A 15,297-nucleotide genomic window follows, 5' to 3' on the forward strand; every position below is an offset into this window, starting at 1 on the left:
CGGACATTGCCTTCATTTCCTTGCGCGAAGCTGACACACTTGAAGAGAGGAGAAGAAGGGCTCGAGAGGGCGCCGCGGAACAGCTTCACGCAAGATAGAAGCCGTACTCCATTAGGTGAAACGAACGTTCAGGTGTGGACCGTCCATGAATATTATTATCGGATTAGTTGTGACCTTCGGCTGCATCATTGGCAGCTTCATGGCCATGGGCGGGCACGTAGACGCTCTTTTTCAACCCTTCGAATTTGTCATCATTGCAGGCGCCGGCATGGGTGGCTTCATTATGGCCAACCCGATGAAAGTCCTGAAGGACTCAGGCAAAGCGCTCGTCGAGGCCTTCAAACATTCAGTTCCGAAGGAGCGCAACTACCTCGACGTTCTCGGTGTGCTCTATTCCCTGATGCGCGACCTGCGTACCAAGTCGCGCAACGAGATCGAGGCGCATATCGACAATCCCGAGGAGTCCTCGATCTTCCAGTCGGCGCCGACTGTGTTGAAGAACAAGGAACTGACGTCCTTCATCTGCGACTACGTGCGCCTGATCATCATCGGCAATGCCCGCTCACACGAGATCGAGGCGCTGATGGACGAGGAAATCAATACGATCCACTACGACAAGATGAAGCCGTTCCACGCCATTACCATCATGGGCGACAGCTTCCCGGCGATCGGTATCGTTGCCGCCGTTCTCGGCGTCATCAAGGCCATGAGCCACATCAACGACAGCCCGGAAGTGCTCGGACATCTGATCGGCTCGGCGCTGGTCGGCACCTTCCTCGGCATCCTGCTCTCCTATTCGGTCTGCGCGCCGCTATGTTCGCAGATCAAGGTCGTGCGCACAAAGCAGCACCGGCTCTACGTGATCGTGAAGCAGACGCTGCTCGCCTACATGAACGGCTCCGTTCCCCAGGTCGCGCTGGAATACGGACGCAAGACCATCTCGGCTTACGAACGTCCCTCGATCGATGCGGTCGAGCAGGAAATGATGAACCCCGGCGGTGAGAACAAGGCTGCGTGACGACGATGAGCGACCAGACCACGAATACCGTCCCGAACATCGATCCCGTCCTGCTCGCCAAACTGACCGGCGGCCTGGGCGACCAGGCGACGGTGGCAAAACGCTGCTCGGCCCTCGGTCATATCTTCAGCGAATTTCTTCCCGACGTTATCAAGGCCGAAACCGGCCTCGACATATCAGTTGCCTATATCGGCTGTGAAGCGGGCCTGATGAACGATATCATCGCCGATCTCGGCGAGAATTTCGCGCTCGTCAACGGTTCGCTGCGAAACTGGTCGCCGACCTTCGTGCTGGCCTGCTGCAGCGGTGTCGTGCTGACGCTGATGGAGCATCTGCTCGGAGCTTTGCCTGAGACGATTAAGCAGCCGGTTTTGCGCCCCCTCTCGGTCATCGAGCTCGACCTCTCCGTGATGGTTTTCGACAAGCTCGCCAACGTCCTTCGTTCGGGTGTCAACGCCTCGGGCGGTTTCGAACCGCTTCTTGGGGCTCCGCACAACATCGAAAGCCGACCGAAGCATGCGGATGACCATGTCGACGAGTTCGCAGCTGCGGTCAAAATGACGATGACCGTCGGCATGGCAAGTTCGGAATTCGTGGTGATCGTGCCGCAAAAGGTGCTTCTGAAGACCGATATCTCAGCCCCCAGAGCCAAGATCCAGGCAACGAAGTCGGATGCGTGGTCGGAGCAGCTTTCCGAGCAGGTGCGTCGTTCCCAGGTGACGCTCGATGCGCGGATCAAGCTGCAGTCGCTGACGCTGGCGACCGTTTCCAAACTTGCCGTCGGCGACGTCATCCCCTTCATGGACAGCCAGGACGTCCACGTCGAGGTCAGCGCCAATGGCAAGGAGCTCTATGTCTGCGAGTTCGGGCGTTCCGGCGAGAACTATACGGTTCGCGTCAAGGACAACATCAACTCCGACGACGAGCTGCTCAGACATTTAATGAATTAGTCGGTTCTCTCGCGCTCGGCGCCACAACGGCAGTTTGAGGCAAGTTTCAACTGGAATAGTGATTTCATGGCTACGAAGAAGACACAGAAGAACAGCGAAGACGCCCTGGAGCTTCCGGGGAACGAAGCCGAATTGAACGAGGCCATCGACGGCCTTCGCGGTGTGCTTCAGCAGGACGCCTCCGGCGAACTGCCTGATCTCAGCGACTTCGGTTCGGATGATCTGGGCTCCGGCGATTTCGGCGGCGCAGCGATGGAGGAAAGCACCAGCCTTTCGACGTTCGGCGATTTCGACGACGATATCGGCAAGCCGTCCGCCTTTGAGCCGGACAGCTTCGGCGGCGCCTCTTCTTTTGCAAGCGCAGCACCGATCGGCAGCGCATTGAACGCCAATCTCGACATGATCATGGACATTCCGATCGACGTCCAGATCGTTCTCGGCAGCAGCCGCATGCAGGTCTCGGGCTTGATGAACCTTACCGAAGGGGCAATCATTGCCCTCGATAAGAAAATCGGCGAGCCTGTCGAAATTACCGTCAACGGGCGCCGTATCGCCCGCGGCGAAATAACAGTCCTTGAAAACGACGACACCCGTTTCGGCGTAAAGCTGATAGAAGTTTTGAGCACACGACAAGCCTAATCCCGATGTGAGGGACGGAGAAGACCATGATGGACTTTGACGATTTCGGCGGCGCTCTAGCCGAGAAACCGTTGTCTCAGGCTGAAAAAGCCGCCGCCGTTCTTCTCGCCATGGGAAAGACGGTGGCAGGACGGCTATTGAAATATTTCACGCAGCACGAGCTGCAGCTGATCATTACCTCCGCGCAGTCGCTCCGTCCCATTCCGCCGGACGAGCTTGCCCAGCTCGTTGCCGAATTCGAGGATCTCTTTACCGAAGGCGCCGGTCTCATGGACAACGCCAAGGCGATCGAGAGCATCCTCGAGGAGGGGCTGACGCCTGATGAAGTCGACAGTCTGCTCGGCCGCCGCACGGCGTTCCAGGCGTACGAAACCTCCATCTGGGACCGTCTCGGCGAGGCCGAACCTGCGTTCGTCGGTCGCTTCCTGTTGCGCGAACATCCGCAGACCGTCGCCTATATCCTTTCGATGATGCCTTCTTCCTTCGGCGCGAAAGTGTTGCTTGAACTGCCCGAATCGCGACGCGCCGATATCATGAACCGCACCGTCAACCTCAAGGACGTCAGCCCGAAGGCCGCGCAGATCATCGAAAAGCGCGTCATGTCGCTGCTTGTCGAAATCGACTCGGAACGCAATTCGAATGGCTCCGCCAAGGTTGCCGAACTGATGAACGAGCTGGAAAAGCCGCAGGTCGATACCTTGCTGAATTCGCTCGAATCGCTGAGCAAGGAATCGGTCAACAAGGTTCGCCCGAAGATCTTCCTCTTCGAGGATCTGATGCTCATGCCGCAGCGCGGCCGCGTACTGCTCCTCAACGACATCTCGGCCGACATCCTGACGATGGCGTTGCGTGGTTCGCCCGTCGAGATGCGCGAGACTGTGCTTGCCTCCATCAGCCCGCGCCAGCGCCGCATGATCGAATCGGATCTGTCCTCCGGCACGACAGGCATCAACCCGCGCGAGATCGCGATCGCGCGCCGCGCCATCGCCCAGGAAGCCATTCGGCTCGCCACATCGGGCCAGATACAGCTCAAGGAAAGCGAACAGGACCCCGCAGCCCAGGCCGCGTGACCCAAGACTGTTGAAATCCTAGGGGTCTTGTCCCGTCCGAGTTGCGGCTTGCCTTCAGGGGGTCTACCCTTTGCCGATCATCAGGCCGTGCGCGATGCGCGGCCTGTTTCCTTTTGTGAGGGATCGCGGACTTGGCTGACGAAGACAAGGACAGCAAAACAGAAGACCCTACCGCCAAAAAAATGAACGAGGCGGCCGAGAAGGGCAACGTTCCCTCCTCGCGCGAGGCGACGCTGTTTGCCTCGATGCTCGCCACCTTCATCTACATCGTCTTCTTCCTGCCCGAACGCATGGCGCGCATGGGGGAAGTGCTGCGGGATCTGTTCGAAAAGCCGGATCAGTGGTCGCTGGAGACCGGCCCGGACGCGATCTCGCTGTTCGTACGGATCGGATGGGAGGTCGGCAATCTGATCCTTCCTGCCGTCGTCCTGTTCTTCGCCTTCGGTATAAGCTCCTCGATCGCGCAGAACCTTCCGACGCCCGTCCTGGAAAGAATTCGCCCGCAGTTCTCCCGTATCTCGCCGATGAAGGGCTGGGGAAGGATCGCCAGCGTCCCCGGCCTCGTCGAATTCGGCAAGTCCCTGTTGAAGATCGTGGTGGTCGGCATCATCATGTTCTTCGTGCTCAGGAGTGAATACTTCAGCTCGATCGATTCGATGTATTCCGATCCGCAGACGCTTTTCGTGCGGCTAGCTTCGATCATCAAGAAGATACTGGTGGTGGTTCTGCTGGCGACTGCCGTCGTTGCGATCATCGATCTGTTCTGGACACGGAAGCACTGGTTCGACCAGCTGAAGATGACCAAGCAGGAGATAAAGGACGAGTACAAACAGGCGCAGGGTGACCCGATCGTCAAATCGCGCCAGCGTTCGATCGCTCGCGACCGTGCCCGCCAGCGCATGATGAAGAACGTTTCGCGCGCGACGCTGGTGATTGCAAACCCGACCCATTTCGCCGTAGCGTTGCGTTATGTTCGCGAAGAAAACGACGCGCCCGTCGTCGTTGCCAAGGGCCAGGACCTGATTGCGCTGCGAATCCGCGAGCTTGCGGAGGAAAACAACATTCCGATTTTCGAAGATCCGCCGCTGGCGCGCTCCATGTTTGCGCAAGTCTCGGTGGATAGTGTTATCCCGTCGGTATTTTACAAGGCAGTCGCCGAGCTGATCCACCGGATCTACGCAACGCAGTCGAATAAGAAACGGGTACGATAAATCGAATGAAAAAATGCCCCTACTCTGCCCAGCGTGAACAAATCCTCGCCGAAGCTATCAGTCCGGTGGCCAGCGAGCTCCGTTTGCTCGATGCGGCCGATTTGATTTCGCTGTTGCGGTACGAGTGCTACGGCAATTTGGCCGACCTGGTGGCCTCAGCGGCCGAGCTCTATTTTCTCCCCGGCACGGTCAACTTTGGCCTCGGCGGCGACTACACGCTCGAATGGGGCGGCCCTGCCGAGGTCAGCATCGATCTCGAAATCAAGCCGCAGGGCATCACGATCTATGCCAAGCTGGCGCTGGCCGAACACCACGCCGGCATCGAGATCAACCATATCGCGTTTGATAACGCGTCGGCCGATCCGGATGACAATACCGCCCTGCTTGCGCGCAGCCTCCGGGCAGCCCGCTACTCGACGAACCAGCCCACGGCACTGGCAGGGTAAGCCCCCGTTCCCCGTTCCAGCATCCGCAGATGTCCGATGCTTCTGGTCTAGCTGATATAGCCAAGGCGGATAGCCTTGGCGATCGCCTGGATGCGATTGACACTATCCAACTTGATCGTCGCCGTGCCGAGATAGGCGTTGACGGTGTGCACGGAGAGCCGCAGCTTCTCAGCGATCTCCTCGCTGATCCTGCCGTCGCCTGCCAGTTGCAGGCAAGCGATCTCGCGCTCGCTCAGCTGCTCGGCGACAGCCGAGCGGCGTTCGTCAAGCGAAAGAAGGTCCATGATGATCTGACAGCTGCGCCCATGCAGATCGATGATCATATCGCTGGCGAGATCAATGAAATTGGCGGTGAACACAACATAGCCATTGCCGACAGCACCCAGCCGCACAGGGAAGGCAACGCCGGCGAACGGCACCAGCTGCGGCCTCATGCGCACCGTAAAGTGTGCGAAGTCGGGGGTCTCAGCCGTGCTGTCCTCCTCGCGGCCGTTCCACATCAAGGGCAGCAGCGACTTCTCGATGTGCTCCAGCATGGACTCGCCATAGGCGTCCAAGAAGCTCTTGCCGAGACCCGAATTGGTGGCACCCCAGTTTTCCAGCTCGCAGACCAGACGATTCTTGCTCGGCAGACCGGAACCCGTGACGCGGTAGACGGCAAAATTCTGCGCGTCGATCAATTTCTGCATCGAGACAAGCCGGGGGAAAAGATCCGAACGACTGGAAATCCTATGGGGACGGGTCAGTCTGACCTCACCCGCCGCGGCCGTCCTGTCCGGTGTATATCGCATCTAAAACCCTTCAGACAAGATTGTTTCGGACCGCCATGGCGATCGCTTCCGAACGCGTCTTTGTCGCCGTCTTGCGCATGACACTGGTAATGTAGTTGTTGATCGTATTGCGGGAGATGCCAAGGATCATCGCAATTTCATCGCTCGTCTTGCCTTCCGCGATCCAGAACAAGCATTCCAGTTCGCGATCGGTGAGTTCGAAATCGCGTTCGGAACGGTTCTCGCCCGCGCGCGTAAAACTCGAATAGTAGCCGGCAAGCAGTCCGACATCGCGCAGACGTTCCGGTGAAAGAATAAAGCCATCCCTAAAGATCAGCATCAGCGAAAGCCGCGTCCGCCCGACATTGAAGGTCAGCGAACAATATTGCCGGCTGGCTCCCTCAGGCAGGTCGACGTCATCGGGCAACAGCGCAAAATTCGGCTGAAGCAACTGCAGGCATTTTTCGAGCTCGGTGGTGCGAACATAGGCGCCGACCAATTCCGAGGCGAGGCGCCTGACGAGATCGAACGGCCAATCGGAGGCAACGACAAACTCCAGGCCGCTTTCCTGTATCAGATCGCATCGTGCCAGAAGGTAATGCGAGGCTCCTACATAGTCCGTCAGGGCGCGGAGGCCGGATTGAAGATGCGGCGCACCGGTTGCGGCAGTCAACTGGGCTATAAGCTGGTCGCGAGATATCATCTTCGCGACGACGACCGGTGCCGCCATGTCCCTGTCGTTCCTACCCGCCTGCAACGTCTGTATGTCCATTCACACTTCCTGCCGGTGTTAGGCGACTGCCGTCAACAATAGCTTACTCAGCCAGGACTAAATCTACGCCCAAAACACAAGCCGGTCGGCAGCAGCCTTCCCGCGAATCACTTACAGCGTATCCAATACGCCGCAGACTTCCATCTCCAAGTTTTAGGGATTTACGAGGGATGGATTCCATGCGTGCTGATTCGCGGCCTCTTCCCGCTTATTTCCAACAGGTATGATGAGTGTAGGTTGATTCTACACACCCAGCAATGGATTTAAGCTTCAGATACAAATCTTGTCGGCCATTTTCCGATGAGTAGAGCGCTGTCGTCGGGCGGAAGCTAGAGACGATCCAATCGGTGCTTGAAGGCCGTGGGATGCCGCCTAGCAGGCTACTGCCGTCTGCCCTGCCGCATATGCAAAAAGCCCACGAAGCAGGATGCTCCGAGGGCTTTTGTCTGTGGCGCCTGCTTCCCCATTCCTTCGGGTGGCCGGCGGAAACAAGGCGTTTCCGGCGGAAACAGGGCACTTTCTTAAGCGGCGACGTCGATTGCCCATTTCCGCAGGATCTTCGCAGCGCGCTCTTCGCTCATCTCCACCATGCGGGAGAGGCGACGCTCGGGGCCTTCCTTGACGCGGCGGTTGAAGTTGCCGTCGTCCTCGCCCATCGTCAGCAGATCGTCGGTGCTGTCGAAGCCGAAATCCGAACCGAAGCCGTCCATCAGCGCGCCACCTGCGCCACCGATGCCCGGCGCGAAATCCGGGAGCTCGAGGCCGGCCGCTTCGGGCAGGGTCTCGAGAGAGGCACCCGCACCGCCACCGATCGAGCGGATCAGCGGACGGAAGCCCATCCAGACGATCAGGAAGGCAACGATTACGAAGGCGGCCGAGTTGATGATGCCGGCCATGTTGCGGCTCAGCATGTCCATGACGCCGGGGCCGGCGGCCGTTTCTTCGAGAAGCTGGTTGTCGAGGAAGTCCATCGCGTTGACGGTGATGACGTCGCCGCGCTTGGTATCGATGCCGGCAGCACTTGCGACAATCTTCTGCATCTCGGCGAGATAGGCATCGACCTTTGCCTGATCGGCCGGCTCGCCGACCATCTTGGCGATGCGACCCCTGTTGACGACGACCGCGACCGAGAGCTTTTCGAGGCGGTAGCTGTTACGTGTCGTGGCAGTCGTCGTGCTGTTGATCTCGTAGTTGGTCTGCTCTTCCTTCTTGTCGGTCTGATCGCTCGACTGCGGACCAGCACCACCTGATGTCGGTGCTGCCTGCGGGATGTTCTGCTCCACGGTTGCCGCAGAATCCGACTGCTTCTGCTGCGACTTTTGGGCTTCTTTCGTGGTGCGGACGGAGCGCTCCACCTTGCTTTCGGGATCGTAAACCGTCTGCTGGATCTGCTGTGCGTCGGTGTTGAGCTGCGCTGTGACGCTCGAGCGGAAATTGTCGACGCCAAGGAAGGGCGCCAGTGCCTTGCCTATATTCGCCTCGACGTCGCTCTGGACGTTCTGGACGATGCCGAGATTGCGATTGATGGTGCTGTTTGTCGGGTCGTCGCCTGAGGCCAGCAGCTGGCCCGTCGAATCGAGGATGGTCACGTCGTCGACCTCGAGGCCGGGAACAGCCGAGGCGACGAGGTGACGGATAGACTGCGCGGCCTTGTGTCCTGCTTCGGCGCCGGCCCGGATCATGACCGAGGCGGTCGGCTTCTGTTCGGCTTTACGGAAGTTGCCCACATCCGGCATGACGATGTGCACACGTGCCGACGTTATGCCGTTGATCGACGTGATCGTCCGGCTGATTTCGCCTTCAAGGGCACGAACCCGGGTGATCTCCTGCATGAAGGAAGTGAGGCCGAGCGAACCGACATTGTCGAAAAGCTCATAACCGGCATTGGTGCTGTTCGGAAGGCCGCGCTCAGCGAGGAAAAGGCGGGCCTTGCCTGTCGTTCCGGCTGGAACCGTGAGGCTGGTGCCGTCGGTTCCGACCTGGAAAGGCATGTTGGCCTCAGCCATGGCCATGCTGATCTGGTTGAGATCGGCCTTTTCCAGACCGACGTAGAGCGATTCCTGAGCGGGTTTATTGACGTAAAGGGCTGCACCGAGCACCAGGGCCATCGAGACGACGCCAACGCCTGCCAGCATCATCAGGCGTGTTCGCCCGAGATTCTGCATGTTCTTAAACACTTGAACTAATTGATTTAACAGATTCATTCTGTTCTCGCACGATTCGTCAAAGACAAAATTGGCTTTGTGCCCTATCGCAAAGATAGAAACCGAAACTTGTGCGAGCGTTTCCTCCCGGCCGATAACGCCCGGGTTAATCGTTTATTTCAGATGCAGCGCGAATTGATTGGCCGCGAATAGCGTCAGAAGAAATCAAAATCGCCGGCAGCCTTGGCCAACGGCTGCGAATGGCCATGGAGGGCGCCGCCGCCGAGTGCCTTCTGCATTTCTGTAAGTTTGACGAGGCTGAGAGCGGTCGCGACATCGACCATCCAGCCGGCGGGGATGCTGCCGGTGATTGTATCGATGAACTCAGCGATGCCGCGCGTCTTCTGAACGGCAAGGTCGATACCTTGCATCACCTTCAGCGAATCCGGATGGTCGAGCACGCTGGTTCCGCCCAGCTCGAGCAATTGCGGCTCGATGCGTTCGATGAGGTAGGCGACGTCGTGCAATTCCGAGACGATGCGCAGAAGGACGGCCGGAAGCGCTTCCTCTATCATCGATGCTTCCGTGTGCGAGGCAATGTTCACGCAGTAGTCCCCACTTCCTAAAAGAATTCGATCGAATTTTCGACAGGCTTCGGCGCAATGACCGGACGCTGCTCGAGTGCCACCGTCTTCTGCGTTTCGGCGCCGGTCAGCGGATATTGCCGCGCGCGACCCGAAATCGGCCAGAATTCGACTTTCCGCCCGTGTTCGCCGCCGGTGCTGGACCCGACGACCGGGATGCCTTCGTCCCTCAGGAACTGCATGGCAAACGCTGCATTCTGTTCGCCGACATTCGAAAACATGGCAATCGTCTTGGCGCCACCGAACACCTTCGCCTCCAGCCTGTCCCGGCGAGCGCCCTGCTTCAGCAATCCGTTGATGAGCAACTCCATCAAATGAACGCCGTACCGCGTGGCATCGCCACCCGTGGTGGGGGAAGTCGCATTGCCTGGAAGCAGAAAGTGGTTCATGCCGCCGACGCCGGCAATCGGATCACGCAGACAGGCAGCCACGCACGAGCCGAGAATGGTCGACAACACGACAACCGGGTCGCTGATAACCTTATACTCGCCTTGGATGATGTGTACGCGCTTGGCTGCAGTCTCGATGTTCATTTCAACGCTCCAAAGACAGCCTCGATCGCCGCCTTCATCTTTTCGATGGTGAAGGGCTTGGCTAGCACGTTGTTGGCGCCGAGCTGTGCCGCTCTTTGAACCAGCGCCCTATCACCCTGAGCGGTCAGGATGATGAAGGCCGCCTTCTTTGTCGTCGGATTGGTGCGTACGGCCTGGAGAAGACCGATACCGTCCATCTTCGGCATGTTGAAATCTGAGATCACCAGATGATGGGGCTGCTGCTCCATGATCTTCATCCCCTGCTCCCCGTCACCGGCCGAGGTGATCTGCTTGAAACCGAGCTGTGTGAGAGCATCGCTCAAGAGCAGACGACTGGTGACCTGGTCATCAACGATCAAGACTTTGATTTTCTCCGCTAGAGACATTATTCACTCTCCTTTCGCGCGGCTGTCATTTTCAATATTTCTTCACCGATAGCAGTCAGCGGAAGCTGCTGCTCAACTGCGCCAAGTTCGTATGCAACCCTTGGCATTCCGTAAACGACGCAGGTTTTTTCGTTCTGTCCGATGGTTCGTGCACCGGCGTGTCGCATTTTCAACAGGCCGGCAGCTCCATCGCGACCCATGCCGGTCAAGATCGCGCCAACGGCATTGCGGCCGGCGAGTTCGGCGACGGAATCAAAGAGCACGTCGACGGAGGGACGATGTCCATTGACCGGATCGCGATCGAGGAGACGGCAGTGAGGAGCTGCGGCATTGGCGACCTGCAGATGACGCTCCCCGCCCGGCGCGAGATATATCTTGCCGATCTCCAGCCGAGCCCCATCCGTCGCTTCCTCGACCACCGGAGCGCAGAGCCGGTTGAGGCGCTCGGCGAAGCTCTTGGTGAAGCTCGGTGGCATGTGCTGGGTGATGACAGTCGGCGGACAGTTGGCGGGAAATTTCTGCAGAACAGTGATCAGAGCTTCGACGCCACCTGTCGAGGAACCGATGGCGACGATCTTGCGGCCGACGCGGAATTCGGACGTCGAGGGCGGTGACGCAGCAGGGGCGGAAGGCTTGCGCTGGTACTGGCGCTGGCTACGGGCGGCGGCCTTTACCTTTTCAACCAGATCGCCGAAGGGGCGTGGTTCGCCCGGCGTCGGCTTTCCGACGCAATCGAAGGCGCCGATTTCCAGAGCAGCCAGCGTCGCTTCGGCGCCGCGATGCGTCAAGGTCGACACCATGATTACCGGCATCGGCCGAAGCGTCATGATCTTCTCGAGGAATTCGAGGCCGTTCATATTCGGCATCTCGATATCGAGGGTCACGACGTCGGGATTGAGTTCCTTGATCGCGGCGCGTGCCTGCATCGCATCGCCGGCCTGGCCGACGACGTTGACATCGGGATCCGCACTCAGGATCGCGGTGATGAGGCTACGCATGGTGGGGCTGTCGTCGACGACAAGGACACGGGCCGGCGCGGTCATGCTTTCCTCCCGGCGTGTTTACCGAGGTAGCGATAGGTGGTGATGCCGATGTTGTCGAGAACGCTCTTGGCATCGCCCGAAACCCGCTCGGAATGGCCGATATAGAGATGCCCGCCCTCCGGCAGCAAGTCCGCAAATCGCGACCAGATTTTCACCTGCGTCGGTTCGTCGAAATAGATCACGACATTCCGGCAGAAGATGACGTCGAACGTGCCCTTGAAAGGCCATTGCGCCATCAGGTTCAATTCGTTGAATGTGATCAATCGCTTAACCCGATCGTCCACCTGGAATTTGCGACGGCCCTGGATCTCGACCTCCTGGAACCATTGCTTGCGCATGGCGGGAGAAACGGTCTCAAGAGCCGCCTCGTCATAGGCGCCGGCCCGGGCCAGGGTCAGGATCTTCGGGTCGATGTCGGTCGCGAGGATCCGGAAATCGTAGTCCGCGGCGTTCGGCATGAGCGACAGCACGGTGAGCGCGATCGAATAGGGTTCCTGGCCGTCAGAGCACGCGGCCGACCAGATGCGAACGCGTCCGCCACTCTTGGCGCGGGCAAGGAGGGCTGGCAACACTTCGGTCTTCAGGTGCTCGAAATGGTGGTTTTCGCGAAAGAAACGCGTGAAATTGGTCGTCAGGTGCGACAGCATCTCGCGCCGTGCGGCGCCGCCTGCAGGCGACGAGACAAGCGAGCAATATTCGTGGAACCCCGAGAGGCCGAGATTTCGGATGTGCTTCGACAGCCGGGAATAGACCAGCGAAGCCTTTGTCTCATTGAGCGAAATGCCGGCATCGGAATAGATCATCGCAGCGATGTCGGTCAGGTCGCGGCGGCGCAGCGGATATTCGCCGCTGGCGAGCACCTCGTCCGGGGACTGCCGCAGTTCTGTAGCGCCCATCGAGCTCATGCGGCTTCACTTTCGGTGTCGGGAAACAAGGCTTCCAGTTCGATCAGGCACACCATGCGACGGTCGATCGCGAGGATGCCGCGCGCATAGCGCTTGACGAGATCCGACGAAACCTCCGGTGGTGGCTGAATATTGTCGTCGTTGATCGTCAGGATGTCCGACACGGCATCGACCAGAAGGCCGATCGTCTTGCGCTTCACCTGCGTGACGATGATGACGTGACGCTCGGTCGGCACCGCAGGCTTCATTCCGAGCCTTGCCGACAGATCCATGATCGACAATACGGCACCGCGCAGATTGATGACGCCCAGGACATAGGACGGCGCATGCGGCATCGGCGTCGCCGGCGTCCAGCCGCGAATTTCGCGAACCGACATGACGTCGACGCAGAATTCCTGGTCGCCGATCCGAAATGCGATCAGTTCGCGATCACCCTGGTTCATGCTCTTGGCGGCAAAGGACATGGCTTCAACCCGCTGCTGCGTAAGACATTTCGGCCCTCAGCGACTGCCCACGGGAGGCAGCCACGACGGCGTCGACGTCGAGAATAAGGGCGACGCGGCCATCGCCGAGGATGGTCGCTGCGGCGATGCCGGGGACGTGCGTGTAGTTCGCTTCCAGGCTCTTGATGACGACCTGGCGCTGGCCCTGGATCGCATCGACCATGAGGGCGCGCTGGCCGCCGCCTTCCGATTCCACCAGAAGTGCGACGCCGTCGACCGGATTTGCCTGGGTAGCGCGGAAATTCAAGATGCGACCGACATCGACGAGCGGGCAGAACGAATTGCGGATCGAGATCAGGCGATGGTCGGCGCCGAAGGAGTGGATCGCCGCGGCTTCGGGCTGTAGCGTTTCGACGATCGCGGTCAACGGCACGACGAGGGTCTGGCCGGCGACTGTCACGACCATGCCATCGAGGACGGCGAGCGTCAGCGGCAGGCTCATGGTGAAGACGGAGCCATGGCCCGGCTTCGAGGTGATGTTGATGCGTCCGCCGAGCGCCTGGATGGAGCGCTTGACGACGTCCATGCCGACGCCCCGGCCGGAAATGTCGGAGATCTTGTCGGCCGTCGAGAAGCCCGGCAGGAAGATGAGGTTGTCGATCTCCTCGTCAGACAGGTTGGCATCGGCGGCGATCAGGTCATTGTCGATCGCCTTCTGGCGAACCTTTTCGCGGTTGATACCGGCGCCGTCGTCGGCAAGCTCGATCAGGATGCGTCCGGAGCGATGCTTCGCGGTCAATCGGACCGTGCCTTCAGGGTTCTTTCCGAGGGAGACGCGTTTTTCCGGGGTCTCGACGCCGTGGTCGACGGCGTTGCGGATCATATGGGTCAGCGGTTCCGCCAGTTTGTCGATGACGGTCTTGTCGACTTCGGTATTTTCACCCTCGGTGACGAGGCGGATCGACTTGCCGGTCATATCGGCGATTTCGCGGACGATACGCGACATGCGCTGGAAGACCGGCTTGACCGGCTGCGCACGGATCGCCATCACGCTATCCTGGATCTCGCGGGTGAGCTGCTGGAGCTCCTCGAGACCCATGTTGATCGACGATGTGCCGTTGTTGTCGTTCTCGATGACGCTCTGCGACAACATCGCCTGGTTGATGACGAGTTCGCCGACGAGGTTGATCAGGCGATCGACGCGGTCAAGATCGACGCGAATAGTCTGGCCGGCTGCGGCGTTGTTCTGGGCCGCGGCGTTGGCGGCTGCAGCTGCAGCGCCTGCCGGTTCCTTCTTCTCGGCGCGCGCAGCGGCTGACGCCAGCTGCGTGACATTGCTTGCGGTCTCGGCAGCGGCAACGGCGGCTGCGGCATCGGTCTGCGACGCTTCTGCCTCGACTTCCGCCAGACCCATATCGTCGTCGAGAGCCGAGAGATCGAATGGGACTGGAACCATCGGCAGCTCTTCGTCGACATTTGCGACGCCGGCAATCTCGCTGGCCGCCCTGATCTCGAGATCACAATCCCATTCGGCAAATTCGAAGACCGCGCGGATGGCATCTTCGCCCTTGTCGGTCTTGATGGAGATCGTCCATTCGAAATAGGCGGCTTCGGCATCGATCTCGGGCAGCAACGGCAGGGCGTCCATATTGCAATGGATGCTCATCTCGCCAAGACGCGACAGGTCGCGCAGCAGAAGGGTGGTATCGTTGCCCTTGGAATAAAGATCGGCGCGCGGCTTGAAGCTGATTTCGAATTGCGGGAGCTGCGCGACCACATCGTCCGGACCGTCGAAATCGTCGAAGGTGAAGGGGATGGGCTGGAAACCGGTGTCGTCGGTCGCCGCTACTGGCGCTACTGCCTTGGCTGGCGCAGGCGCCGGTGCAGCAACCTTTGCAGCAACTGCTTCCGCTGGTGCCGAGGCGATGGGCACACCGTTGGCGAGCGCCTCGAGTTCCTTGACGAGACCTCGGCTCCTGGCATCGTCGACGCTGCCGCCGTCGCGGGCGACATTGGTCAGATCGGCAAGCACGTCGGCCGCCTTCAGCATGACCTTGAGCACGTCCTGGTTCGGCTCCAGCTTGTTGGAGCGAACACAGTCGAGCGTTGTTTCGAAAACATGGGCAAAGGCGACCAGGTCATCGAGACCGAATGCCCCTGCTCCTCCCTTAATGGAATGAACGGCACGAAAGACGGCATTGACGGTTTCCGAATCTCGGTCGCCATCATTCAATTTCAGAAGACCGGATTCCAGTTCGGCGAGTTGCTCCTCGCATTCCTGGAAAAAGATCTCTTTGATTTCGTTCATATCCATAGGAAGAAA

Annotated in this window: 16 protein-coding genes; 6 read left to right on the plus strand and 10 right to left on the minus strand. The window is 59.4% G+C overall.

Features of this window, described 5'->3' with window-relative positions:
- The first annotated feature begins 145 nt into the window (after positions 1–145).
- The 6 genes from motA (at position 146) to CPY51_RS18120 (ending at position 5,334) form a co-directional block, all read left to right on the plus strand.
- Positions 146–1,018: a flagellar motor stator protein MotA gene (motA, locus tag CPY51_RS18095; RefSeq protein WP_111161628.1), complete on the plus strand. Its 873-nt coding sequence runs from the start codon at positions 146–148 to the stop codon at positions 1,016–1,018.
- 5 nt (positions 1,019–1,023) lie between these two features.
- Complete coding sequence (locus CPY51_RS18100) at positions 1,024–1,968, plus strand: FliM/FliN family flagellar motor switch protein (RefSeq protein WP_111161930.1); 945 nt, start codon at positions 1,024–1,026, stop codon at positions 1,966–1,968.
- Between the two features lie 66 nt (positions 1,969–2,034).
- A complete protein-coding gene (fliN, locus tag CPY51_RS18105; protein WP_111161629.1) occupies positions 2,035–2,607 on the plus strand; it encodes a flagellar motor switch protein FliN in 573 nt (190 codons plus the stop codon).
- A gap of 26 nt (positions 2,608–2,633) precedes the next feature.
- Entirely contained in the window at positions 2,634–3,677 is a 1,044-nt protein-coding gene (gene fliG / locus CPY51_RS18110) for a flagellar motor switch protein FliG (protein ID WP_111161630.1), read from the plus strand.
- 131 nt (positions 3,678–3,808) lie between these two features.
- Entirely contained in the window at positions 3,809–4,888 is a 1,080-nt protein-coding gene (flhB, locus tag CPY51_RS18115; protein ID WP_111161631.1) for a flagellar biosynthesis protein FlhB, read from the plus strand.
- Positions 4,889–4,893: 5 nt separating this feature from the next.
- Positions 4,894–5,334, plus strand: coding sequence for a hypothetical protein (locus CPY51_RS18120; RefSeq protein ID WP_111161632.1), 441 nt, complete (start codon positions 4,894–4,896; stop codon positions 5,332–5,334).
- A gap of 47 nt (positions 5,335–5,381) precedes the next feature.
- On the opposite strand, the gene visR is transcribed toward CPY51_RS18120, so the two are convergent.
- The 10 genes from visR to CPY51_RS18170 all read right to left on the minus strand — a co-directional run bounded on the left by visR (position 5,382) and on the right by CPY51_RS18170 (position 15,288).
- Positions 5,382–6,125 (minus strand): transcriptional regulator VisR, encoded by a 744-nt coding sequence (visR, locus tag CPY51_RS18125; protein ID WP_111161633.1) that lies wholly within the window; start codon positions 6,123–6,125, stop codon positions 5,382–5,384.
- A gap of 10 nt (positions 6,126–6,135) precedes the next feature.
- The gene (visN, locus tag CPY51_RS18130; RefSeq protein ID WP_111161634.1) at positions 6,136–6,876 is read right to left on the minus strand and encodes a transcriptional regulator VisN; all 741 of its coding nucleotides are present in this window, start codon (positions 6,874–6,876) and stop codon (positions 6,136–6,138) included.
- A gap of 521 nt (positions 6,877–7,397) precedes the next feature.
- A complete protein-coding gene (fliF, locus tag CPY51_RS18135; protein WP_111161635.1) occupies positions 7,398–9,080 on the minus strand; it encodes a flagellar basal-body MS-ring/collar protein FliF in 1,683 nt (560 codons plus the stop codon).
- Between the two features lie 155 nt (positions 9,081–9,235).
- A complete protein-coding gene (gene cheT, locus CPY51_RS18140; RefSeq protein WP_420820716.1) occupies positions 9,236–9,625 on the minus strand; it encodes a chemotaxis protein CheT in 390 nt (129 codons plus the stop codon).
- A gap of 17 nt (positions 9,626–9,642) precedes the next feature.
- The gene (gene cheD / locus CPY51_RS18145; RefSeq protein ID WP_111161636.1) at positions 9,643–10,197 is read right to left on the minus strand and encodes a chemoreceptor glutamine deamidase CheD; all 555 of its coding nucleotides are present in this window, start codon (positions 10,195–10,197) and stop codon (positions 9,643–9,645) included.
- Entirely contained in the window at positions 10,194–10,583 is a 390-nt protein-coding gene (locus CPY51_RS18150) for a response regulator (protein WP_111161637.1), read from the minus strand. The genes cheD and CPY51_RS18150 overlap by 4 nt, the downstream gene beginning before the upstream one ends.
- On the minus strand, positions 10,583–11,626 hold the full coding sequence (gene cheB, locus CPY51_RS18155) for a protein-glutamate O-methylesterase CheB (protein ID WP_111161638.1): 1,044 nt from the start codon (positions 11,624–11,626) through the stop codon (positions 10,583–10,585). Before cheB ends, CPY51_RS18150 begins: the two co-directional genes overlap by 1 nt.
- A complete protein-coding gene (cheR, locus tag CPY51_RS18160) occupies positions 11,623–12,531 on the minus strand; it encodes a protein-glutamate O-methyltransferase CheR (protein WP_111161639.1) in 909 nt (302 codons plus the stop codon). The genes cheB and cheR overlap by 4 nt, the downstream gene beginning before the upstream one ends.
- Positions 12,528–12,995, minus strand: a complete 468-nt coding sequence (locus CPY51_RS18165) for a chemotaxis protein CheW (RefSeq protein WP_111161640.1) — start codon at positions 12,993–12,995, stop codon at positions 12,528–12,530. The genes cheR and CPY51_RS18165 overlap by 4 nt, the downstream gene beginning before the upstream one ends.
- 4 nt (positions 12,996–12,999) lie before the next feature.
- Positions 13,000–15,288, minus strand: coding sequence for a chemotaxis protein CheA (locus CPY51_RS18170; protein ID WP_111161641.1), 2,289 nt, complete (start codon positions 15,286–15,288; stop codon positions 13,000–13,002).
- Positions 15,289–15,297 lie beyond the last annotated feature (9 nt).

The organism is Arminella tubonensis (genome assembly GCF_003240585.1).
GTDB classification, from domain to species: Bacteria; Pseudomonadota; Alphaproteobacteria; order Rhizobiales; family Rhizobiaceae; genus Rhizobium; species Rhizobium tubonense.